Annotated in this window: 20 protein-coding genes; 14 read left to right on the top strand and 6 right to left on the bottom strand. The window is 60.6% G+C overall.

Annotated elements, in window-relative coordinates; all coding sequences use genetic code 11:
• Nucleotides 1-276: 276 nt before the first annotated feature.
• The 6 genes from F8N62_RS18185 to F8N62_RS18160 are packed head-to-tail and all read left to right on the top strand — an operon-like array spanning nucleotide 277 to nucleotide 5,830.
• Complete coding sequence (locus F8N62_RS18185; RefSeq protein WP_150711961.1) at nucleotides 277-1,221, top strand: PDR/VanB family oxidoreductase; 945 nt, start codon at nucleotides 277-279, stop codon at nucleotides 1,219-1,221.
• A 49-nt stretch (nucleotides 1,222-1,270) separates the two neighbouring features.
• Complete coding sequence (locus F8N62_RS18180) at nucleotides 1,271-2,602, top strand: aromatic ring-hydroxylating dioxygenase subunit alpha (protein ID WP_150711960.1); 1,332 nt, start codon at nucleotides 1,271-1,273, stop codon at nucleotides 2,600-2,602.
• Nucleotides 2,592-3,125, top strand: coding sequence for an aromatic-ring-hydroxylating dioxygenase subunit beta (locus F8N62_RS18175; RefSeq protein ID WP_150711959.1), 534 nt, complete (start codon nucleotides 2,592-2,594; stop codon nucleotides 3,123-3,125). Before F8N62_RS18180 ends, F8N62_RS18175 begins: the two co-directional genes overlap by 11 nt.
• Nucleotides 3,125-3,718, top strand: a complete 594-nt coding sequence (locus tag F8N62_RS18170) for a cysteine hydrolase family protein (protein WP_150711958.1) — start codon at nucleotides 3,125-3,127, stop codon at nucleotides 3,716-3,718. Before F8N62_RS18175 ends, F8N62_RS18170 begins: the two co-directional genes overlap by 1 nt.
• Nucleotides 3,715-4,548, top strand: coding sequence for an SDR family oxidoreductase (locus F8N62_RS18165; protein ID WP_150711957.1), 834 nt, complete (start codon nucleotides 3,715-3,717; stop codon nucleotides 4,546-4,548). Before F8N62_RS18170 ends, F8N62_RS18165 begins: the two co-directional genes overlap by 4 nt.
• A 46-nt stretch (nucleotides 4,549-4,594) precedes the next feature.
• A complete protein-coding gene (locus F8N62_RS18160) occupies nucleotides 4,595-5,830 on the top strand; it encodes a dienelactone hydrolase family protein (RefSeq protein WP_150711956.1) in 1,236 nt (411 codons plus the stop codon).
• A 964-nt stretch (nucleotides 5,831-6,794) separates the two neighbouring features.
• On the opposite strand, the gene F8N62_RS18155 is transcribed toward F8N62_RS18160, so the two are convergent.
• The 3 genes from F8N62_RS18155 to F8N62_RS18145 all read right to left on the bottom strand — a co-directional run bounded on the left by F8N62_RS18155 (nucleotide 6,795) and on the right by F8N62_RS18145 (nucleotide 10,459).
• Nucleotides 6,795-7,823: an AraC family transcriptional regulator gene (locus F8N62_RS18155; protein ID WP_224791383.1), complete on the bottom strand. Its 1,029-nt coding sequence runs from the start codon at nucleotides 7,821-7,823 to the stop codon at nucleotides 6,795-6,797.
• 3 nt (nucleotides 7,824-7,826) lie between these two features.
• Entirely contained in the window at nucleotides 7,827-8,840 is a 1,014-nt protein-coding gene (locus tag F8N62_RS18150) for an AraC family transcriptional regulator (RefSeq protein ID WP_191632399.1), read from the bottom strand.
• A gap of 362 nt (nucleotides 8,841-9,202) precedes the next feature.
• Complete coding sequence (locus tag F8N62_RS18145; protein WP_150711955.1) at nucleotides 9,203-10,459, bottom strand: OprD family porin; 1,257 nt, start codon at nucleotides 10,457-10,459, stop codon at nucleotides 9,203-9,205.
• 394 nt (nucleotides 10,460-10,853) lie between these two features.
• Here F8N62_RS18145 and antA point away from each other — a divergent pair, with 394 nt between their 5' ends.
• From antA to F8N62_RS18105, 8 genes are all read left to right on the top strand, one after another.
• Nucleotides 10,854-12,257: an anthranilate 1,2-dioxygenase large subunit gene (gene antA / locus F8N62_RS18140; RefSeq protein WP_150711954.1), complete on the top strand. Its 1,404-nt coding sequence runs from the start codon at nucleotides 10,854-10,856 to the stop codon at nucleotides 12,255-12,257.
• A gap of 2 nt (nucleotides 12,258-12,259) precedes the next feature.
• Nucleotides 12,260-12,751 carry an anthranilate 1,2-dioxygenase small subunit gene (antB, locus tag F8N62_RS18135; RefSeq protein ID WP_150711953.1) on the top strand — a complete coding sequence of 164 codons (492 nt, stop codon included), beginning with the start codon at nucleotides 12,260-12,262 and terminating at the stop codon, nucleotides 12,749-12,751.
• Nucleotides 12,752-12,769: 18 nt separating this feature from the next.
• Nucleotides 12,770-13,795: an anthranilate 1,2-dioxygenase electron transfer component AntC gene (gene antC / locus F8N62_RS18130; RefSeq protein WP_150711952.1), complete on the top strand. Its 1,026-nt coding sequence runs from the start codon at nucleotides 12,770-12,772 to the stop codon at nucleotides 13,793-13,795.
• Nucleotides 13,796-13,902: 107 nt separating this feature from the next.
• Nucleotides 13,903-15,063, top strand: a complete 1,161-nt coding sequence (locus F8N62_RS18125; RefSeq protein ID WP_150711951.1) for an ABC transporter substrate-binding protein — start codon at nucleotides 13,903-13,905, stop codon at nucleotides 15,061-15,063.
• A 146-nt stretch (nucleotides 15,064-15,209) separates the two neighbouring features.
• Nucleotides 15,210-16,121, top strand: a complete 912-nt coding sequence (locus F8N62_RS18120; protein ID WP_129444802.1) for a branched-chain amino acid ABC transporter permease — start codon at nucleotides 15,210-15,212, stop codon at nucleotides 16,119-16,121.
• A gap of 10 nt (nucleotides 16,122-16,131) precedes the next feature.
• On the top strand, nucleotides 16,132-17,157 hold the full coding sequence (locus F8N62_RS18115; protein ID WP_150711950.1) for a branched-chain amino acid ABC transporter permease: 1,026 nt from the start codon (nucleotides 16,132-16,134) through the stop codon (nucleotides 17,155-17,157).
• A complete protein-coding gene (locus F8N62_RS18110) occupies nucleotides 17,154-17,903 on the top strand; it encodes an ABC transporter ATP-binding protein (RefSeq protein ID WP_150711949.1) in 750 nt (249 codons plus the stop codon). The genes F8N62_RS18115 and F8N62_RS18110 overlap by 4 nt, the downstream gene beginning before the upstream one ends.
• Complete coding sequence (locus F8N62_RS18105; RefSeq protein ID WP_150711948.1) at nucleotides 17,896-18,582, top strand: ABC transporter ATP-binding protein; 687 nt, start codon at nucleotides 17,896-17,898, stop codon at nucleotides 18,580-18,582. The genes F8N62_RS18110 and F8N62_RS18105 overlap by 8 nt, the downstream gene beginning before the upstream one ends.
• Before the next feature lie 88 nt (nucleotides 18,583-18,670).
• Here F8N62_RS18105 and F8N62_RS18100 read toward each other — a convergent pair whose 3' ends face one another.
• The 3 genes from F8N62_RS18100 to F8N62_RS18090 all read right to left on the bottom strand — a co-directional run bounded on the left by F8N62_RS18100 (nucleotide 18,671) and on the right by F8N62_RS18090 (nucleotide 21,531).
• The gene (locus tag F8N62_RS18100) at nucleotides 18,671-19,294 is read right to left on the bottom strand and encodes an NIPSNAP family protein (RefSeq protein ID WP_150711947.1); all 624 of its coding nucleotides are present in this window, start codon (nucleotides 19,292-19,294) and stop codon (nucleotides 18,671-18,673) included.
• Nucleotides 19,295-19,429: 135 nt separating this feature from the next.
• On the bottom strand, nucleotides 19,430-20,428 hold the full coding sequence (locus F8N62_RS18095) for a 3-hydroxybutyryl-CoA dehydrogenase (RefSeq protein ID WP_150711946.1): 999 nt from the start codon (nucleotides 20,426-20,428) through the stop codon (nucleotides 19,430-19,432).
• On the bottom strand, nucleotides 20,425-21,531 hold the full coding sequence (locus F8N62_RS18090) for an NAD/NADP-dependent octopine/nopaline dehydrogenase family protein (protein WP_150711945.1): 1,107 nt from the start codon (nucleotides 21,529-21,531) through the stop codon (nucleotides 20,425-20,427). Before F8N62_RS18090 ends, F8N62_RS18095 begins: the two co-directional genes overlap by 4 nt.
• Nucleotides 21,532-21,712: the final 181 nt, after the last annotated feature.

The following is a 21,712-nucleotide window of genomic DNA, read 5'->3' as shown; positions in this document are numbered from 1 at the left end:
TCTCAATCAGGCGACATAATCACAGCCGCATTGCCTTGCCCAGTGCCGCGGATGGCTCCGTGCAGTATCCACTCCCGGTGAACGCCGCGGCACTCATGAATTGCCCCATCACCGCCACCCACATACGATTGGCTCACTGCCTGACACCCAGTCCCGCGTACTTACGCAAAATGCGGCTATCGACTTGCCGATATCGGCTTTTTCACCCCAGCCCCCCTCCCTACAGTGTGTACGACTTCAACGGCGAGCAGCGCTCGCCCCGTTCAGGAATCGTGCATGCCCAGCCTGTCTTTGCGTATCGAAAGGATCGACCTGCTCACGCCTCACATTCGTCGCCTGATCCTGGTCGCTGACGCCGGCCATACCCTGCCCGGTTTCACCCCGGGGGCTCATATCGAAGTGCTGATACCCGGCAGTAAACCCATGTGGCGTGCTTACTCGCTGGTCAGCCTGCCTGAGCACTCTCATTACGAGATCGCGGTGCAGCTGGAGGATCAGAGCAGCGGTGGTTCGCGCTGGATGCACGAGGTGCAAGTCGGTCAACCACTGACGGTACGTGCGCCCAACAACCATTTTCCATTGGTGGCAAATGCCAGTGATTACCTGCTGATCGCGGGAGGGATAGGCATCACCCCAATGCTTGGCATGGCCCGCTCGCTGGCGGCCAGGCAGCAGCCATTCACTTTGCACTATGCCGGTCGCGACGCTGACCGCATGGCGTATCTGGAAGAGGTCCAGGCACTCGGCACCGCCCGATGCTGGATCAGCGGCGGCGATCCGGCGCGGCGCCTGCCCCTGAACAGCCTGCTGGACTCGCCCGTCAGCGGACGTCAGCTGTATGTGTGCGGCCCCAAGTCATTGATCAGCAACGTGCTGCAAACGGCTCGCGCACTGGGCTGGGATGACAGCCAACTGCACAGCGAATTGTTCATCGGCAGCCTCGGCACCGAGACCGAAGGCGGTTTTGAAGTGGAGCTGCGCAGCAGTGGAATAACGCTTCAGGTGGCCGCGGGCAAAAGCGTGCTGGACGCAATGATAGAAGCCGATCTGGACCCGATGTTCGATTGCCGTCGGGGTGACTGTGGGGTGTGCGTGGCCCAGGTGCTCGAAGGCGCCGCTGACCACCGCGATATTTGTCTGTCAGAGCGCGAACGGGCTGACGGCAGTTTCTGCACCTGTGTATCGCGCGCCTCCAGCGCTCGCCTGGTGCTCGATTTGTAAGTGCGTTGCTGTGCCACGCACCTCTTTATGGCTGGTTAAAGGAGACATCATGATTCCCTCGAACGAACAGATCGCGGCATTGATCCGCGACGACAGCGTGCACAAAAGCGTCTACACCGACCCTCAACTGTTTGATCTGGAAATGCAGCGAATCTATGGTCAGGCATGGATCTACGTCGGCCATGAAAGCCAGGTCAAAAACGTCGGTGACTACCACACCACACGCATCGGCGATCAGGACGTGATTCTGGTTCGCGGTGCCGATAAAAACGTCAATGTGCTCTACAACCGTTGCCCGCACAAAGGCGCCAAGCTGGTGGCCGAAGGCGACGGCAACGTCGGCAAATTCTTCCGCTGCCCTTACCACGCCTGGACCTTCAAGCTGGACGGCCAGCACCTTTCGGCACCGTTGAAGAACGGCTTCGAAGGCACTTGCTTTAACCCCCGGCACCCGGACTTTTCAATGGTGAGCCTGGCGCGGGTCGACAGCTATCGGGGCTTCGTGTTCGCCAGCCAGATCGATCATGGCCCCGACCTGAAAAGCTTTCTCGGCGGTGTGATCACGTCCATCGACAACCTCTGCGATCGCTCGCCAGTGGGTGAAGTCGAAGTGGCTGGCGGTATTTTTCGGGTCATGCAGCGCTCCAACTGGAAAGTCTTCTACGAAAACCTCCACGACACCATGCACGCTCGCGTCACGCATGAATCCTCAGTGGACGCGGCCCGCAGCGAGGCCGAATCCTTGGGAGAAATGCCATTTGAACTGCTGATCATGGACGGCAACGGCGAGCCTTACTATTTCTGGGAGAAGCTCGAACTGCGCGCCTACAACAATGGACATGGCTACATGGAAGCGATCTTCGACCCGGCCGCCGCCGAGCGCGACGAAGTGTCCAGGGCCCACTTCGAATGCCTGAGCAATGCCTACGGCGAAGAACGCGCCCGAGGCATCATGGGGATGAATCGCCACAACACCGTGATCTACGGCAGCGGCTCACCCCACACGGTGTTCATGCAGTTTCGGGTGATCCGGCCGATGGCCGTCGACCGCACCCTGGTGGAAATCCAGACGTTTCGCTGCAAAGGCGCTCCGGATGCCGTATTTGACCGGGCGCTGACGTACGCCAACGTCATCAACTCGCCCTCCTCCAACGTCATGCCCGACGACGTCGAAGTCTATGCCCGCTGTCAGGAGGGCAACATGACCCGTGGCGGTGAATGGATCAGCATGCATCGTTATGTCGGCACCGACCGCTTGCTGCCCGATGGCGCGGTTTCGACCAATGGCACCAGCGAGTTGCCGATGCGCAACCAGTTCGCCGCCTGGAAGCACTACATGACCGCCACCCTGATCGCCAAGGAGAGCACCCATGCTGCTTGATCGCACCTTCGACGTCTCGACTCACGCCCTGACCCCGGCCCAGGTACCCAGCGAAACCTTGCGCGAGATCGAGCAGTTCCTCTATCGCGAAGCACGCCTGCTGGATGAGCGCCGCTTCTGGGAGTGGGATCAACTGTTTACCGATGCAGGCATGTACTGGGTGCCGCACCTGCATGGGCAGGCCGACCCGTTCGAGCACATTTCGCTGTTCTGGGAAAACCGCATGCTGCGCGCAGTGCGCATCCGCCGGGTAGAGAACACACGCAACTGGTCGCAACAACCACCGACCCGCACGGCTCATCTGGTGGGCAACGTGATGGTCGAAGGACTCGACAGCCAGGGACTTCTGGTGGTGAGCGCGACGTTCCAGGTCAGCGAATGGCGTCTGGAACAACGCCAGTTGGCCGGGCGCTACACCTACAAGCTGGCCAGTCAGGACAGCGGCGGCTGGAAAATCCAGCTCAAGCGGGTTGACCTGATCAACTGCAACGATGTGTTCGCCAACCTCGAGGTCTTTGTCTGATGGGGCGCCCGACCGTATTGGCCCTGCATTACCAAAACGACGTCTTGCATCCTGACGGCCGCATCCGGGTCGGGCTCGCAGCCGATGATCCGGCCCGTGACGCCGTGCTGGACGCCGCCATCAGGCTGCAGCAAGGTGCCCGCGCACGGGGCTGGCCGATCATTCATGTGCGCGTGGCGTACCGCCCGGACTATGCCGACCTGGTGCAGAACGCGCCGATCCTGCGTGCCGTCGCGGACAGTGGCGCCGTCCAGGAAGGCACTTGGGGCGCGCAGTTCCATGACGCGTTGCAACCGCTGGATGGCCCGAACGAGTTCGTCGTCACTCATAACCGCATCAACGCGTTTTACGGCACACCGCTGGACACCCTGTTGCGTCAGCTCGAAACGCGACAGTTGCTGATCGCCGGCGTTGCCACCCACTCGGTGGTGGAAAGCACGGTACGGCATGCCGTCGATTGCGGTTTCGAGGTCACGGTGCTCGCCGACGCCTGCGCCGCCGCCCGCCCCGCGACACATCTGGCGGCGCTGGACAGCATGCGGTTGATCGCCACTGTCACGGATGTCGCAAGCACCCTGGAGTCAATGCCATGAAGTCCATTCCGACTGCCAACCTGCAAGGTCAGGTGGCGATTGTCACGGGCAGCACCCAAGGCCTGGGGACTGACATTGCTCGCCAACTGTTAAACGCCGGCGCCAGCGTCATGCTGGTCGGCCGCAACCGTGACACCGGGCCGGCACTGGCCAGTGAGTTGGGTGAGCGGTGTCGGTTTGTCGCCTGCAATGTCGAACTGGACGAGGATATCGACGACTGTATCGACACAACGCTGGCCGCCTTCGGCCGTCTCGACATTCTGGTCAATAACGCCTGTGTCTACGACGATCAGGGGCTACAGTCAGACCGCGAGCAATGGTTGAACACTCTCAACATCAACCTGGTGTCGGCGGCAATTTTCGTCCAGAAAGCCACGCCACACATGAATGAAGGCGGCACGGTGATCAACATTGGCAGCACCGGCGGTAAGTTCGGCGCGGCCGGGCGGGCCCTGTACCCGGCGTCCAAGGCCGGACTGCTACAGCTGACCCGAAACCTTGCGGTGAGCCTGGCACCGGATTCGATCCGGGTCATCAGTGTCTCGCCGGCCTGGACCTGGTCGCCGTCGGTGGCGAACCTCAGCGGCGGCGACCTTGCAGTGGCCGACCGTGTAGGGGCGACCTTTCACCCGCTTGGGCGCGTCGGCCGCGGCGAAGAGATTGGCCAGGTGGTCGCCTTTCTGTGCAGCCATGGCGCGTCCTGGATTACCGGGGTGGACATTCCGGTGGACGGCGGTTTCTCGATCCTCGGCCCCGATCAGGGCCTCTCGCCCCGCGTGTGGTTCGAGCGTTTGCGTGACCAGCCTGAATCGCTCGACAGCCCCCATTGAACAACGTCAATAAAACCTGATGATGAGTCGATAACGAGGTAACACCATGGGCAAGATGATCACCGTAAAAGCCAGCGACGGCAGCGGCAGCTTCACCGGTTACCTGGCGCTACCCGCCAGCGGCAAAGGCCCCGGCGTGGTAATCGGCCAGGAAATTTTCGGCATCAACGCCAACATGCGTGAAGTGGCCGATTTTTACGCCGAGGAAGGCTATGTAGCCCTGGTGCCGGACCTGTTCTGGCGACTGGAACCGGGCGTAGAACTGGGCTACACCGAAGCCGGCTTCGCCCGTGCCATTGAGTTGTTTCAGCGCATGGACGTGGACAAGGCTGTCGATGACATCGACGCCAGTTTCAGGGCGCTCAGCGATTTGCCCGAAGTCGAGGATGTCGGTTTCGGCTATGTGGGTTTCTGCATGGGCGGCAAGCTGGCCTACCTGACGGCGACGAGAACCGACGCCGCCTGCTCGGTGGGCTATTACGGCATGGGCATTGAACAGTTGCTCGACGAAGCCGACAACATCAAAGGCCGCCTGGTGCTGCACTTCGCCGAACAGGATGGCTACTGCGATGCCAGTGCCCGCCTACAGATCAGCCAGCGCCTGGGCGGGCGCAGCAACGTCGAGATTTACACCTACCCCGACGTCGACCATGCCTTCGCCCGCAACGGTGGCATGCATTACAACAAGCCAGCCGCGTTGATGGCCCATCAGCGCAGCATCGCAGCGCTCAAGCAGGCCATCGGCCCACATTACAATCTGTCCGAGCTGTGGGACAAGCACATCGAATTCGAGTTTGCCGTTCGCGATGTCCCGGCGACGATGGCGACCATGGTTGCCGAACCTTACGTCAACCACATTCCGACCATGACCGGTGGCGTGGGCTACCGCGAATTGAGCCGTTTCTACCAGCACCATTTTGTCCATGCCAATCCGCCGGACATGAAGCTGGTGCCCATCTCTCGCACGGTTGGCGCCTCGCAAATCGTCGACGAGTTCGTGATGTGTTTCACCCACACCAGCGAAATCGACTGGATGCTGCCCAACGTCGCACCGACGGGCCAATACGTCGAGATACCCATGCTGGGGGTCATCAAGTTCCGTGGCGACAAGCTGTGTCACGAACACATCTATTGGGACCAGGCCAGCGTTCTGGTGCAGATCGGCCTGCTCGACCCCACCGGGCTGCCCGTGGCCGGTATCGAAACGGCGAAGAAACTGCTCGACGAACAACGGCCGTCCAATACGCTGATGGGCAAATGGGCGGGTAGTGCCGAGCGGTAAAGCCACGTGGCTTGCTGATATGGATCATTTAAAACGCGGAACCGCTTTTCTGCAGGACAGACCGCTCCCCTTGTGGGAGCGAGCCTGCTCGCAAAGGCGGCCTGACAGGCGACCTGGATGTTGTTGACCGGGTACATATCCGTTGCTGCGGTAACGGCGGCTTCGGGTTTCGCCCTTACGGCGAGTCACTTTTGAAAAGCGCAAAAGTAACCCAAACGCTCTTGCCCCACCACTTGGCACCTCGCTTAGGCTCGGTGTGCCCGAACGCAGGCATTGCTCCGCGGGTCGCCGCGATGGGCCATCCCTGGCCCAGCGCGGCTAAACCGGCATCCTTGCCGGTTTCCCCGCTGCGCAATACCTGCGTTCGGCCAGCGTGGTTAACGGGGCGCCAAGATCAAAATCTGACCGCGGCGGCCTTCGGGCCGACCGTGGCATCAAGCGGGCGCGCTTCGCTTGTTTGATTGTGCACACGCACTGAATTTGCACCAATCCCCGTGGGAGCGAGCCTGCTCGCGAAGGCGTCGTGTCAGCCAACATTTATGGTGACTGACACTCCCTCTTCGCGAGCAGGCTCGCTCCCACATTTGGATTATTGTTGGGCATGGTATTGGTGTTCAGCGCCGATGGCCTGATCGAACTCACCGCCAGGTCGGCTCTCAGGCCGCCTCGCGCGCCTTTGATATTCTTGCCCCACGGAGCAGGACCGCAGCGAGGGCATGCCGAGCCTAGGCGAGGCACCGGACGAAAGGGGCAAGAGCGCTTGGTTACTTACCGCTTCTGCAAGTGACTCGCCGTAAGGGCGAAACCAATAGCCGCCGTTACCGCAGGAATGGATATGCACACAACCCACAACCTCCAGCCTGAATGTCCCCGGTCGCGGTGCAACATAGAATCTCCCACAATGGATCGCGGACGAGCCTGCAATCAGGTCGCCTGCAGGTCCCATTTGCCATGAACAGCGTGTTCAGCCGGTCATGGCGGCAGCCGTCTGATGCGGGAGTTCGCCAAAGCGTTCACGGTAGTAACGGGCGAAGCGACCGAGGTGGCCAAAGCCATGCTCCAGGGCGACTTCGGTAATGCTCACGTCGCAACGACCGATCAAACGATCACGCACCGCTTCCAGTCGCAGGTTGCGCAACCGCTCCATGGGCGTTTGTCCGTAACAGCGCTGGCACAGGGTGTTGAGGCTGCGCTCGCTCATCCCCGCCGCAACGGCCAGTTCGCCCAGGGATAGCGGGTCACCCAGACGACTGCGCATCAAGTCTTCGATCTTATGCAACTGGCGCAAGGCATGGCGCTGTGCCGGCGACGCAACGACCGCCATCGGCGACCCGTCGACTTTCGGTGGATGGGTCAGCAGGAACAGCGGCAGGCTTTCTTCCAGATGTCGCAACCAGTGCGCATGCACCGGCTCACCCGCGCTGGCCCCCAGTTGTTCAAGCAAATCATCGACCAGGCGCAACCAGCCACGCGCCTGCCCGGTGTCGAGCCGGTAAGCGGGTGGCAAGCTGAAATCGGCGGCCAGCCCGCCTTCCTCCACCAACCTTTCCTGCATCAGCCTCAACAATGAGCGCGGCACCTTGAGCAGCAACTGTTCGCAGCCACTGTGCCAGACCAGTCGCGCCTGTCGATTGGGCGAAAGCACGGCCACCTGGCCCGCCTCCAGCTCCAGCGCCAGCCCGTCGCACTCGATACTCGCCCGCCCGCGCAACGGCATCTGCATCAGGACGAAATCGGTAAAAGGCCGTGGCCGTACCTCAACCTCGGCGCCGTAACGCAAGACAAACAATTGGCAACGCCCCACTTCAGCGCGAAAAAACGCCGTGTCGACATGGCCGCTGCGCCAACTCAGATCGTGTTCGACCAGCTCACGGGCGAGCAGCCGATGGCTTTCTTGCCGCGAGCGGCTGGTGAAGACCGGTGTCTGGCACAACCGCGACAGATCAAGCCCCGTGCCAGCGCCAGGCATTGGGTGAACCGATAGCCCGGCCATGGCTCAAATCGACCGGCTTCGGCGAGCTTCGTTACGCTGCAGGGTGGTGCTCGGGGTTTCGTCGAACAGCTTGCGATACTCGCTGGAGAACCGTCCCAAGTGGGTGAAACCCCACCCCATGGCGATCACCGAAATGTTGCGCGCCGACTTGTCCTCGAGAATTTCCTGGCGCACCGCCCCCAGCCGGTGCTTCTTCAGATACGCCATCGGCGACATGCCGAAGTATTTCTTGAAACCTTCGAACAGCTTGAACCGCGACACACCGGAAATCGCCTCGATGTCTTCCAGGTGCAGCGCTTCGCGGGCATTGTCGTGGATGTACTGCTTGGCTCGAATCAGGTAGTGCGGCAACTTGACGCCGAGCACATCGCGCAACTCTTCGGAGTAGTTGTTCGGCTGGGCGAGGATCAACCCCTTGATCAGCGAACTCTCGATGTCGCGGGTGAAAAACGTCTGGTCATACAGCTCGCGGCTGCGCTCCAGTTCGCTGATGAAGTAGCGCGCCATGCGCCACCAGGAGGCAGAAGAACCGTTGACGGCGTCCATCAACGGTTCGAAACGCAAGGGGGTTTCCAAGGGGCGCTGCAACATGTCTTCAAGGGATTTGCGCATGGCCGCGCGGGTGATGACGACCTGGACCTTGCGGCAATCACCGTTGATCGTCAGTTCCTGGTTTTCGTGAGGCGACACGATGATTGCGCAGTCCCGATCAGACGTTACCTGACAGCCACTCTTGCTCAAGTGCTGCTCACCGACGAGGGGCAGACTGAGGCTGTAGCTGCTCAGGTGTTCGGCGTCTTCGATGCCGACTGTGACGTCGGTGCCGTACTCGATCACCCCCAGAGTAGTGGACATCGATTTGAGGACATTGCCGCTGTGATGAAACTGAATGCGATCGGGATGGCTGGTCTTGAGCAGATGGGGCCCACAGATCCCGGCCATCCACTGTCGCGCACCATTGAGGTCATAACGCTCGATACGAATGTCACGAACATGCACATCAGGTCTTGTACTCATCACGGGGCACCCACGGCTGTTTTATGAACGCGCTCTAACGGCACGCCTCTGTCAGGAAGAGCAATCTTCATGCCGCGTGCCGACCTCCGGGGGGCGGCCGAAATATATGGATAACATTCACCGACTAATCGGATAGGGACAGGGCATCGCCAGGACCGTCCATGCCCCTGGACGTCCTTCTCACGCAATAAACACGGGTATGGCGCTGCAAAAAAGAGCAGAGGCACACCGGTCGGCACAATCGGCATGCATTGATCACCAGGCGTGATTGGGTATTACCTGCCCAGATGAGCAGGCAGGTGTTACCCCCTGGAATTGGTGAAGTGCAGAACCCGAAATCTTCCTCGGGTGAGGCTGATCGCTTACCAGAATTTCCAGGTGTAGGTGGTGATCAGGCGGTTTTCGTCGAAGTCATTACCGTGTCGGAACTTGACGTTGATGTTGCGCAGTTCGACGCCAAGGTTCTTCAGCGGGCCATCCTGAACCACGTAGGACAGGTAGATGTTGCGCTCCGATTCGCTGTTGTCGCTGAGGGCGCCGCGATCGATGTCGGTGCCGCGCATGTAACGCGTCATCAGCTTCAAGCCCGGCACACCCACACCGGCGAAATCGAAGTCATAGCGTGCCTGCCAGGATTTTTCGTTGGGTTTGACGAAAGCGATGGCGGACCAGTTCACCAGGTAAGGCTGCGGCGCGTAACCGTTCAGGGTCGGGAACGTGCTGTCGCCGAGCATCCGCTGATAACCCAGGCCAAAGGAGTGTGCACCTTTGCGCACCGTGGTCATGGCGCCGTAGGAGCGGTTATCGATGCGGCCGTACAGTGCGTCGCCATCTTCCTTGTTATTGAAATAGCGCAAATCGGTCTTCAGAGCGTAACCGCCGCCCAGGTCTGCCAGATAGGTTGCGCCCAGATAATGCTGGCGATAGATGTCTTCCAGCTGACCATAGAAATAGGTCCCGGTCAGCGCCGGCGTGAACGCGTAGCTGGCACCGCCGAAGTTCAGACCGTCGCTGCGGCGCTGCACATCCGGCCCGTTAAACAAGTACATTTTTTCGCTGTTGGAGGATTCGCGACCGCTGATTTCGGTGAAGCGCCCGCCCGTCAGCGTCAGCTTGTCCACCTCTTTGGACTCGATCAGGGTGCCGTGATACGTGGTCACCAGTTGCCGCGAATCGTCGGTGTAGGCCACCGGCAGTGTTGGCCGATGCTCACCGTATTTCAATTCGGTTTTGGAATAGCGCACCTTCGCGGTGTAGCCGCCACGGCCATAGTCGGTCGCTTGCTCTTGCTTGCTGACGCTATAGGGAATGATGCTGTCAGGCCCCCTGCCACCACCGCCGTCGAGCCGGTAGGCGTATTGCATCGAAGCATCCAGGCCAAATTGCAGCGGCCCTTCGGTGTAGCCCGAGATGAAGCGCAGGTCGAAGCCCTGGCTCCAGCTGCCGACGCGGGAGTTCTTCGGGTTTTCGCCCTTGAAGTCGCGGTCGATGTAAAAGTTGCGCAAGCCCAGCGCCAAATGGCTGTCCTCAACGAAATCCGCCTGGGCCATCATCGGTGTAATTATTCCGGCCAGGCTGGCCGTCTGAACGCAACGGGTAAACCAACTCGCTTGAAACATAACTTATCCCCTCTTATTTAATGTGCGAACACATCAAGTAGCGGCGCGACCAAAGTGATCGCTCCAATCGTTGGCAGTTGTTTCTTTATTAAAATATTCAGCGTGAGTCGTTATGGTTGATGTCGGTTCGGCGGGACAGCCGATACGCATCGACAACGATTAGGCAGCATTGGCGCCAGAGTCTCTATCCTGTTAATTCGAGACTCATATCCGTTTACTTCGATTTATCAATCTCTCTCCAGCCCGCTATTTATGGACCCACGCGCACTGGCCAATTTTATGGACTGTGTTTGCCGACAAAGCGGATAGACCCCGCCGCGGGCAACTTATTTAATGCAGGCACGAACAACTTATTGAACGCACGAATTATCCCGATGCAACGAGGTATCGATTAATGAGCAGTGCCAAAAGCGTCGAACAGTGGAAAAGTTTTATTGAAGGCTGCCTGGACTTCCGGCCAGCGGAAGGCATCTTCCGAATTGCCCGGGATATGTTTACCGAGCCGGATTTGTTTGATCTGGAAATGGAACTGATCTTCGAGAAAAACTGGATCTACGCCTGCCACGAAAGCGAAATCGCCAACAAGCATGACTTCATGACCCTGCGCGCCGGGCGTCAGCCGATGATCATCACCCGCGACGGCGACGGCCAACTCAACGCACTGATCAATGCCTGCCAGCACCGGGGCACCACCCTGACCCGCGTCGGCAAGGGCAACCAGTCGACCTTCACCTGCCCGTTCCATGCATGGTGCTACAAAAGCGATGGCCGTCTGGTCAAGGTCAAGGCGCCAGGTGAATATCCGGAAGGCTTCGACAAAGCCACCCGAGGCCTGAAAAAAGCCCGCATCGAAAGCTACAAGGGGTTCGTGTTTATCAGCCTCAATGTAGACGGGACGGACTCACTGCAGGACTTCCTCGGCGACGCCAAGGTGTTCTTCGACATGATGGTCGCCCAGTCGCCCACCGGTGAACTGGAAGTGCTGCCGGGCAAGTCCGCCTACACCTACGACGGCAACTGGAAACTGCAGAACGAAAACGGTCTGGACGGCTATCACGTCAGCACCGTGCACTACAACTACGTGGCCACCGTACAGCATCGCCAGCAGGTCAACACCGAGAAAGGCCTGGCCGGGGCGGACACCCTGGATTACAGCAAGCTCGGCGCTGGCGACAAGGAAACCGACGACGGCTGGTTCGCCTTCCACAACGGCCACAGCGTGCTGTTCAGCGATATGCCCAACCCGGCGGTACGTCCCGGTTACAACACCATCATGCCGCGCCTGCTCGAGGAGTACGGTCAGGGCAAGGCCGAATGGATGATGCACCGGCTGCGCAACCTGAACATCTACCCGAGCATGTTCTTCCTCGACCAGATCAGCTCGCAGCTGCGCATTATTCGTCCGATCGCCTGGAACAAGACCGAGATCAACAGCTTCTGCCTGGGTGTGGTTGGCGAGTCGGATGCCGATCGGGAAAACCGCATTCGTCAGTTCGAAGACTTCTTCAACGTGTCCGGCATGGGCACCCCCGACGACCTGGTGGAATTTCGCGAAGCCCAACGCGGTTTCCAGGCACGTCTGGAGCGCTGGAGCGACATTTCCCGTGGCGTGGGCAAATGGGTCGAGGGGGCGACGCCCAATAGCGAGACCATTGGCATCTCACCGGCGCTGACCGGCACCGAGTTCACCCATGAAGGCCTCTACGTCAATCAACATGGCAACTGGCAGCGCTTCATGCTCGAAGGTCTGGCGCGCAAAGCCGCCGAAGAGCAACCGTTGAAACTGCGTGAGGTGTGAACATGAATTCGCAACTGCAATACCGCATCGAGCAATTTTTCTACCGCAACGCCGAAGCCTGCGACGCCCAGGACTGGGATACGTACTTGTCGATGTTCAGCGACGACAGCGAGTTCCACTTGCCGCAATGGGACTCGGAGCATGTCTACACCACCGACCCGAAAAAAGGCATGTCGCTGATTTACTACCCCAATCGTGGCGGCCTCGAAGACCGGGTGTTCCGTATTCGCACCGGCAAGGCGGCGTCGACCATCCCGATGCCGCGCACCCTGCACCTGATCAGCAATGTGCGGGTTGCGCCACTGGACGACGATGAGCTGGAGGTGCGGGTCAACTGGCACACCCTTTACTACCGCTTGCAAACCGCCGAGCAATTCTTCGGTCGCGCCACCTACCGCCTGCGGCCCGATGGCGAGAGCTGGAAGATCAGCCGCAAGCATGTGGTGCTACTCAACGACACGATCAACTCGGTGCTCGATTTTTATCACCTCTGACTGGCGGAAATCTGGATCATGAGTCACAAGGTCGCGTTCAGTTTTGCCGATGGCAAAACCTTGTTCTTCCCGGTGCAGAACAATGAAATCCTGCTCGATGCGGCGCTACGCAACGGCATCAATATCCCGCTCGACTGCCGGGAAGGCGTGTGCGGGACATGCCAGGGACGCTGCGAGTCGGGCCAGTACAGTCAGGACTATGTCGACGATGAAGCGCTGTCGGCCGACGATCTGCGCCAGCGCAAAATGCTGACCTGCCAGACCCGCGTCCAATCCGATGCTGCGTTCTACTTCGACTTCGCCTCCAGCCTGTGCAATGCGCCGGGACCGGCGCGGCTCAAGGGCATTGTGCGAGCCGTCGAACAGGTATCGCCGAACACCGCGATCCTGCATCTGGACGCCGGAGCCGATGGCCAGCAGCTGGACTTTTTGCCCGGCCAGTACGCTCGACTGCAAGTGCCGGGCACAGACGGCCAGCGCTCCTACTCATTCGCCAACCGCCCCAATGGCAGCAACCAGTTGCAGTTCCTGATCCGGTTGCTGCCCGACGGGCTGATGAGCAATTACATCCGCGAACGCAGCCTGATCGGCGACGAGATCATGCTCGAAGCGCCCCTCGGTGCCTTTTACCTGCGCCATGTCGACAAGCCTTTAGTGTTTGTCGCGGGTGGGACCGGGCTCTCGGCGTTCCTGGGCATGCTCGATGAACTCGCGGAGCGTGGTGGGTGCGGGCATCCGGTGCATCTGTACTACGGCGTGCGTAACGCCGCCGACCTTTGCGAAACCGCGCGCATCACGGCCTACGCAGAGCGGATTCGCGATTTTCGCTTCACCCCGGTCATCAGCGATCCGACCCCGGACTGGAGTGGGAAGCGCGGCTACATCACCGAGCATTTCGACCTCGCCGAGTTTCGCGATCAGGACCTGGACATGTACCTCTGCGGCCCGCCGCCGATGGTCGAGTCGATCAAGCAATGGCTGGCTGGCCAGGCGCTGGACCAGACGCGCCTGTACTACGAGAAATTCACCGAAAGCAACACCTGACACTGGAACCCACAGCCACAACAAATTTCCAGGCACCCGGATCTTTTTTACTGCCCTCAACTAACAACTACGTCACGCGCGATGCGGACTTCATTAAAGGCGGCACTATGAAAAAACTACTCGTGGGTACACTGCTGGCGGCCAGCTGCGTGACCAGTCTGCTGGCCCAGGCCCAGGACCCGGTGCGCATCGGTTTTATCACCACCCTCTCGACCCCCGCCGGTTATCTGGGCGAAGACTCCCGCGATGGCTTCCAGCTGGCCATCGACCAAGAGGACGGCAAGCTCGGCGGTGTGCCCGTCAACCTGCTGGTCGAGGACGACGGACTGCAACCGGCGCGCGCCAAGCAGATTATCGACCGGATGAGCCTGGACGGCATTTCGCTGTACACCGGGGTGATCTTTTCCAATGTGCTGGCGGCGGTGGTCAACACGGCAACCAAGGACGGCTTCTACATCAGCAACAACACCGGCCCTTCGAGCCTGGCCGGCAAGCAGTGCAAACCCAACTACTTCGTGGCCTCGTACCAGAACGACACGATCCATGAAATGGCCGGTGTCGCGGCGAACGAGCTGGGCTACAAAAAAATGGTCATCCTCGCCCCCAACTACCAGGGCGGACGCGATGCACTGGAAGGCTTCAAGCGCACGTACAAAGGTGAGGTCACCGAGATCTACACCAAGCTCAACCAACTGGATTTCTCGGTCGAACTGGCCCGGGTGCGTTCACTGGCACCGGATGCGATTTTCGAGTTCCACCCCGGCGGTGCAGGCATCAACTTCGCCAAGCAATACGGCAGCTCGGGCCTGAGCAAAACCATCCCGATGGTCGTGCCTGTGTTCTCCATGGACGAACGCATGCTCGCCGCCACCGGCGATGTCGCCAAAGGCATGAACATCGTGACCCTGTGGAACCCTGAATCCAAAAATCCGGCCAACCAGGCGTTCGTCAAAGCGTTCAGCGAAAAATACAAGCGCGTGCCAACGGTATATGCCGCTCAGACCTATGACACGGCGCGTCTGATCGGTGCAGCAATGAAGAGTGTGGGCGGCAACATGAAAGACCCCGAGGCCTTCCGAAACGCACTGCGCAACGTCAAATTCGACTCGATCCGTGGCGATTTCGCGTTCGGCAAAAACCAGCATGCGGTCATCGACTGGTACTTGCTGCGCGTCGAAGCCGATGCCAACGGCAAGCTGATTCAGGTGCCGGTGCAGACGATCGCCAAGTCGCAAGTGGACAGCTTCGCCGCTGAATGCGCCCTCTAATCCGCTAGCCCCGTGGCAAGGGAGCTTGCTCCCGCTGGGGAGCGAAGCGCCCCCCCCCCGCTCTTGCGCTTTAAAGAAAGGACTGCTGCGCAGTCCAGCGGGAGCGAGCTCCCTCACCACAGGGACTTTTCGTAGGATTTCCCAGCATGCTGTTACTTGAACAAATTCTGAACGGCCTGCAATACAGCGCCTTGCTGTTTTTGCTCGCCTCCGGCCTGACGCTGATCTTTGGCATCATGGGCGTCATCAATCTGGCCCATGGCGCCTTCTACATGGTCGGTGCGTTCTGTGCCGCCTACACCGCTTCGCTCAGCGGGTCGTTCTGGCTGGCCGGACTGGCGGCGGTGATTGGCTCCGCACTGTACGGGCTGCTGATTGAAACCAGCATCATGCGCCGTCTCTACACCCGCGATCACCTCGACCAGGTGCTGGCCACCCTGGCCGTGGTGTTTTTTACCAACGAGTTGATCACCGTGCTGTTCGGTCGCAGCCCGCCGGCGATGCCGACACCCGAGTGGTATGGCACCTTCGTCGAAGTCCTGCCGGGCTTGATGTACCCGGTCAGCCGCCTGCTGTTCATCGCTGCCGGGGCCTTGGTGGCGATTGCCATGTGGCTGCTGATCAACCATACCCGCCTGGGGATGCTGATACGTGCCGGGGCCGACGATCACGAGATGGTCGGTGCATTGGGCGTGAACATCGCGCGCCTCTACACCCTCGTGTTCGTCTTCGGCTGTGTGCTCTGCGGGCTCGCCGGCTTCATGGCCGCCCCGCTGCTGTCGGTGGAAATCGGCATGGGCGAAAAAGTCCTGATCACCACGTTTGTCGTGATCGTCGTCGGCGGTGTCGGCTCAGTGCGCGGCGCGCTCGCGGGTGCCTTGCTGATCGGCATGGTCGACGGCCTCGGGCGAGCGTACATCCCGCAATTGCTCGACCAACTGTTGCCTGCCGAAGTCAGCGGCACCTTGAGTGGCGGGCTTATTTCCGCCAGTGCCTACATCGTCATGGCCGTCGTGCTGCTGGTCCGTCCACGCGGCCTGTTGCCCGCCCGCGCCTGAGGAGAACACCATGTCCCGTCGAGTTCTTATCGATCTGCTCTGCCTGGCGACGTTCGCCCTCCTGCCGCTGCTTGCGTCGTTGTTGCACGAACCCTTTCTGGTCAGCCTGTTCACGCGTCTGGCGATCTACGGCATGGCCGCCGCCAGCCTGGACCTGTTGATCGGCTATGGCGCGATGATCAGCTTCGGTCATGCAGCGTTCTTCGGCCTGGGCGGCTACGTGGTCGGCGTCATCGGTTTCCACACCTCGCAGGCCATGCCGTTGTGGGGCTGGGACGGCTCTGACAGTGCGCTGATCGTCTGGCCGCTGTCGCTGCTGGTCTGTGCGCTGTTTGCCCTGGTGGTCGGCTATCTGTCGCTGCGTACCAGCGGTGTGCAGTTCATCATGATCACGTTGGCGTTCGGCCAGATGCTGTATTTCCTCCTCAGTTCGCTGTCGTTGTATGGCGGCGACGACGGCATCCTGCTCAACCAGCGCAATACGCTACCGGGAGTGGATCTGGAAAACCCCGTGCAGTTCTACTACCTGTGTCTGGGGCTTCTGGTGGCCTGGCTGCTGTTCTGTCGGCGGCTGGTCAACTCGCGCTTCGGCTATGTATTGCGAGGCCTGAAGCAAAGTGAACGGCGCAGCATCAGCCTGGGTTTGCACCCGTTGCGCTACCGCCTGAGCGCCTTCGTCATCGCCGGCGTCGGGGGTGGCCTGGCCGGGATTTTGTGGGCCAATTACGCGATGTTCGTCAGCCCCGACATGGGCGCCTGGCACAAGTCCGGCGAACTCATGGCGATGGTCATTCTGGGCGGCGTGGGCACCCTGCTCGGACCGGTGCTCGGCGCTGCGGTGTACCTGGGACTGGAGCAGGTGTTGAGCCTCTGGACCGAACACTGGCTGCTGATCTTCGGTCCGTTGTTGCTGGTCGTGGTGCTGTTCGGCAAAAAAGGCCTGTACGGCCTGCTGCTCAGTCCGTGGCCGCAATGGCGCAAGCCCCCGGTGCCACACGCTCCGCCCGCCATTGCCAACAGCGAGGTACGCCCATGATCGCGCAACTGTCGATCCAGGATCTGGAAAAAACCTTTGGCGCGGTCAAGGCCACCAACGGTGCAAGCTTCGATATCGCCCCGGGAGAATTGCACGCCATCATCGGCCCCAATGGCGCCGGCAAGTCGACGTTGATTTCGCAGATCGCCGGGGAGATACGCCCGGACAAGGGGCGGATTTTCCTCAACGGTCAGGACATCACCGCCGTGCCCGCCCATCAACGCCCGCGCCTCGGCCTGGCGCGCGCCTTTCAGGTCAGCCAGCTGTATCCGGAATTCACCCTGCTGGAAAACGTCGCGGTCGCCATCGCCGCCCGCGAGGGCAAGACCTTCGGCATGTGGAAACCTCTGAGCAGTGACGCCCGCCTGCTGGGCCCGGCAGCGGACTATCTGCAACGCGTCGGCCTCGCGGCACGTGGCCAGGCACTGGTGCGCGAGTTGTCCCATGGCGAACGGCGGCAATTGGAAATCGCCCTGGCGCTGGCCCAGGAAGCTTCGGTGCTGTTGCTCGACGAACCGATGGCAGGCATGGGGGCGGAGGAATCGGCGCGCATGACGCAATTGTTGCTCGAACTCAAGGGTCGCTACGCGATCCTGCTGGTCGAACACGACATGGACGCCGTGTTCGCCCTGGCGGATCGCATTACCGTGCTGGTCTATGGCCAGACCATCCTGACCGGCAGCGTCGAACAGATTCGCAACGACCCGCAAGTACGTGCCGCCTACCTGGGAGAAGAACATGCTTGAAGTGACGGGATTGCAGGCCGGCTATGGCCTGAGCCAAGTGCTGTTTGACATGCACTTGAAGATCGAACAGGGCCAGGTTGTGTCGCTGATCGGGCGTAATGGCATGGGCAAGACCACCACGGTCAAGTCGATCATGGGTCTGCTCAAGCCCACCGCTGGCAGCGTCTTGATTCACGGTCGGGAAATGCGCGGCGCCCCGCCCTACCGCATTGCCCAGGCCGGACTGGGACTGGTGCCCGAAGGCCGGCGCGGTTTTGGCAGCCTGAGCGTGCGGGAAAACCTGCTGGCCACCGCGACCCGGGGCAAGTGGGACCTGGCGCGAATTTACCAGTTGTTTCCACGACTGCAGGAACGCCAGGACCAGTTGTCGAAGACCCTCTCCGGTGGCGAACAGCAGATGATGGTGGTCGCCCGCGCCCTGCTGACCAACCCACAATTGTTGATTCTCGACGAGGCGACCGAAGGCCTGGCGCCGATCATTCGCGAAACCATCTGGAGTTGCCTGGCGAGCTTGAAAGCCGAAGGCGAAACAATTCTGGTCATCGACAAGAACCTCAAGGAAATGGCCCGGGTGGTCGACTGCCATCACATCATCGAAAAGGGCCGACAGGTTTGGCACGGTACGCCGCTGCAGTTGGCGGCAACACCTGAGTTGTCCCAGCGTTATCTGGGTGTTTGAACACACCGTCAGCAAGCCCGATCTTTGATCTGTAGGAGCCGGCTTGCTGGCTCCTACAGGGGAACGCGTCAGTGTCCGTCAGCGGGGCTTATTGCAGCGGTGAAAAGCTCGCCGGCAGGTAGATCGTCGAGTGCATGTCGCGCAGTTGCGGGCCTGAATTTTCCGGCGGCCAGACGCCGTCGTGTACGGCACGGGTGCGCACGTCCAGGCGCTGTTCGAGCGAGGCGTAAGGCCAGATGTGCAGGTAACGCGGCAGTTGACCGTCGGTGGCGTAGAAAGCGGCATACACCGGGGAGTATTGCGCGCCGGTTCTGGGCCCTACGGCTTTTTCCCAGCCCTGGAGCGTAGGTGCCAGGCCCGACGGTACGAGATCGTAGACGCGAAGTTCGTAGAACGGCCCGTGGTGCCCGGCAGGCAGCGGCTGGATAAAGGGAAACAGCGTGTAGTTTTCCACACGCATGTCCGTCAGATACGCCTCGATGCCAAACGCGTCGGCACTCGACAGATAACGTTCGCGCTCAGCCTGGCGAGACGCTTCATCGACAAAACCACGCAACACCGCGATCTGATTCAGCGGGCCGATTTCCGACGCCCAGCAGCCGATCAGTTTGGCTGCGGCGTTACCGGCGGCCAGGCGTTGCTCCAGACAAGCCATGGCAGGAGCGACAGTGCGCACCCGCACGGTGAACGTGATCAATTCGTACAGCTTCATGACAACCTCGATTCAGGACCCGACAAATCCGTGGATGACCTGCATCCACCACTAAAAAACCGACGCAGCCATAAACGGCGCGCCGGTTGTGCAACCCGGTCGTGAAGCTGGCGCGATCACACGGCAGCTCCGCGCTCAGGACGTTGCCACAGCACCGTTGAACACCGGCGACAGCCCCATCAACTCGAGCTTGCGGGTGAACTCACCCAGCCGCTGCAGTTTGTAGGCCTCCAGGTCAACGTCCTGGTAATCATAAAAACCCTGACCTTCACGCAGCCCGTTCCGCCCTTGCGCCATGTTCTCGGCAATGACTTTGGGCGGCAGGAAACGCGGATCGATGGCTTCAGCCAGATAATGGGAGGCATAAAACAGAATGTCGCCGCCGCCCCAGTCGATAAACTCAAGCATCCCCAGCACAGAGAAACGCAGGCCGAAACCGACGCGAATCGCGGTGTCGATATCCTCGGCGCTGGCCACCCCCTCTTCGACCATTCGCGCCGCTTCATTCATCGCCAGTGCCTGGATTCTCGGCACGATGTAACCGGCTGCCGGGGAGCATTGCACGGGAACTTTGCCAATTCGCTTGAGCAATGCCATCAGGCGTTGCACCCCCTGCGGGCAGGTGTCCTCGCTGCGACTGACCTCGACCAGCGGCATCAGGAACGCCGGGTTCAGCCAATGGGCATTGACGAAGCGTCGCGGGTGCGTAACCAGTGCCGCCAACTGCGTCACCAGAAAGGTCGAGGTTGTCGATGCAATCACGGTTTCATCGCCACAGGCCGCACTCAGCCAAGCGAACGTCTGGGCCTTGAGTTCAAGCACTTCAGGCACGGCTTCGAACACGACGGCAGCACGGTGCAAATCGTCGCCACTGCCCCCGCGATCGCTCAAGCGTAAATGGCTCATCGCCTGGTCCACTTGCGCCGAATCGAGTGACCCCAGACGTGCAAGTGTTGCCAGTTCGCCGCGCAAGTGGCCCTCGATCTGGCGGAAGTAGCGGTCCTGCGCCATGGGCTCGCGTTGCTTGATATCGATCAGCGTCACCGGCAGCCCCGCGAACATGAACGCCAGGGCAATGCCCTCGCCCATGCGTCCCGCGCCGACGATACAGATGCGTTGCGGGTCGGCGCTCATGCCTGCAATCCCTGGCTCAGGCACTGCGCCATTTCGCTGCGGCTCAGTTGATCCAGCCCGAGGTTTTCCAGGGTTCGACCCTCGGCGTACAGGTCGATGCCACTGACCACCGTGGCCAGGCTCAACAAGCCTTGAGCGACCGGCGTCGGCACGCCGGCCCAACGCCCGACCGACACCAGCAACGACAAGCCCAGTCGTGTGTCTTCAAGCATGTAGCGGTGCTTTTGCAGGTCGATGTCTTCACGCCAATCGCCGCTGTCGGTCAGTTTGCCGTGAGCGCCGCGACCGTACATCCACTCATCGCCGTCAGTGGCGTAATGATCGGCCAGTGGGAAATGCGGGGCGCCATAGCCCAGTGCTTCACGAACGGCGATACGCTCGGCGTCGAGGGCATTGGTCACGCGACGAATCGAAGGCACAGTGCCCTCGTTGTGAATGTCCCAGGTCTCGAAATGCTCAAGGGGACCCGCGTTCATCAGGATCAACGGCGGATGAATGATCGGCCCGGCGTTCATCAGCGCACCGCTGAGTGCATCTTCGATCGGTTCGACGCTGGGGTAAGCCTCGCGCAAGACGGCGAACGCCGACTCGCTTAATCGACTCGGAAAAACCCCGGTTGGCAGACGGGTCGCGTAGCCGCTGATCACCACTTGGTTGTCGCCATGCTTGCGCGCCAGATAGGGCAAGGTGCCGGTCTCGGCAAACGCCACTTCGCTGTGATTCCCCACTTTCGCCATGGCTTGGGCGAACACCATGCTGCCGAACGTCCCCGGCGGCAGGAACACCACTTGCCCATCGCGCAACAAGGGGGCCAGTTCGCGGGCAAGGGCTGGGTGAGAGGTAGACGGCAAGGCAATGACCAACAACTGAGCATCGGCCACGGCCCGTGCCAGATCAGCCGTCAAGGTCAGGGCATCGCCGACCTGCCCCAGGCTCAAGCGGCGTTCGCCACGAAAGTCGCGCACGAGCAGATGACCGAGGCCTTGCAGTTTTTCCAGCGCGGCACTGTCCCGGCGCCACAACTGCACCGCGTGACCTTTTTCCGCCAACTCTATCGCTGCCGCGTAGCAACCGTGACCACCGCCGATAACACTGATATTCATGAAAGCACTCCTGTAGAAGAGCCTCGATCCTAGCAACGGCCCCGGTGAGCCACTGCCCGAAACGCGCAAGCGTCATTCCGATTCTGCAACGCAATAAACCGCTCGAGTGCGACCACAATCCTTGTGGGAGCGAGCCTGCTCGCGAAGGGGCCGGCACGTTCAACATTTGCATCGCCTGACA

It is taken from the genome of Pseudomonas fluorescens, from assembly GCF_902497785.1.
Classification (GTDB): domain Bacteria; phylum Pseudomonadota; class Gammaproteobacteria; order Pseudomonadales; family Pseudomonadaceae; genus Aquipseudomonas; species Aquipseudomonas fluorescens_BO.
The sequence above is the reverse complement of the archived record's forward strand: the minus strand, read 5'-3'. Positions and strand labels throughout refer to the sequence as shown.

Excerpts from the sequence above, each read along its gene's own strand:
- F8N62_RS18175 (WP_150711959.1), top strand. The coding sequence starts at position 2,592 with ATGCTGCTTGATCGCACCTTCGACGTCTCGACTCACGCCCTGACCCCG.
- F8N62_RS18170 (WP_150711958.1), top strand. The coding sequence starts at position 3,125 with ATGGGGCGCCCGACCGTATTGGCCCTGCATTACCAAAACGACGTCTTG.
- F8N62_RS18155 (WP_224791383.1), bottom strand. The coding sequence starts at position 7,823 with ATGGCCGGGCTATCGGTTCACCCAATGCCTGGCGCTGGCACGGGGCTT.
- F8N62_RS18115 (WP_150711950.1), top strand. The coding sequence starts at position 16,132 with ATGTCCCGTCGAGTTCTTATCGATCTGCTCTGCCTGGCGACGTTCGCC.
- antA (WP_150711954.1), top strand. The coding sequence starts at position 10,854 with ATGAGCAGTGCCAAAAGCGTCGAACAGTGGAAAAGTTTTATTGAAGGC.
- F8N62_RS18110 (WP_150711949.1), top strand. The coding sequence starts at position 17,154 with ATGATCGCGCAACTGTCGATCCAGGATCTGGAAAAAACCTTTGGCGCG.
- F8N62_RS18100 (WP_150711947.1), bottom strand. The coding sequence starts at position 19,294 with ATGAAGCTGTACGAATTGATCACGTTCACCGTGCGGGTGCGCACTGTC.
- F8N62_RS18180 (WP_150711960.1), top strand. The coding sequence starts at position 1,271 with ATGATTCCCTCGAACGAACAGATCGCGGCATTGATCCGCGACGACAGC.
- F8N62_RS18095 (WP_150711946.1), bottom strand. The coding sequence starts at position 20,428 with ATGAGCGCCGACCCGCAACGCATCTGTATCGTCGGCGCGGGACGCATG.
- F8N62_RS18160 (WP_150711956.1), top strand. The coding sequence starts at position 4,595 with ATGGGCAAGATGATCACCGTAAAAGCCAGCGACGGCAGCGGCAGCTTC.
- F8N62_RS18165 (WP_150711957.1), top strand. The coding sequence starts at position 3,715 with ATGAAGTCCATTCCGACTGCCAACCTGCAAGGTCAGGTGGCGATTGTC.
- antC (WP_150711952.1), top strand. The coding sequence starts at position 12,770 with ATGAGTCACAAGGTCGCGTTCAGTTTTGCCGATGGCAAAACCTTGTTC.
- F8N62_RS18090 (WP_150711945.1), bottom strand. The coding sequence starts at position 21,531 with ATGAATATCAGTGTTATCGGCGGTGGTCACGGTTGCTACGCGGCAGCG.
- F8N62_RS18185 (WP_150711961.1), top strand. The coding sequence starts at position 277 with ATGCCCAGCCTGTCTTTGCGTATCGAAAGGATCGACCTGCTCACGCCT.
- antB (WP_150711953.1), top strand. The coding sequence starts at position 12,260 with ATGAATTCGCAACTGCAATACCGCATCGAGCAATTTTTCTACCGCAAC.
- F8N62_RS18120 (WP_129444802.1), top strand. The coding sequence starts at position 15,210 with ATGCTGTTACTTGAACAAATTCTGAACGGCCTGCAATACAGCGCCTTG.
- F8N62_RS18125 (WP_150711951.1), top strand. The coding sequence starts at position 13,903 with ATGAAAAAACTACTCGTGGGTACACTGCTGGCGGCCAGCTGCGTGACC.
- F8N62_RS18145 (WP_150711955.1), bottom strand. The coding sequence starts at position 10,459 with ATGTTTCAAGCGAGTTGGTTTACCCGTTGCGTTCAGACGGCCAGCCTG.
- F8N62_RS18105 (WP_150711948.1), top strand. The coding sequence starts at position 17,896 with ATGCTTGAAGTGACGGGATTGCAGGCCGGCTATGGCCTGAGCCAAGTG.
- F8N62_RS18150 (WP_191632399.1), bottom strand. The coding sequence starts at position 8,840 with ATGAGTACAAGACCTGATGTGCATGTTCGTGACATTCGTATCGAGCGT.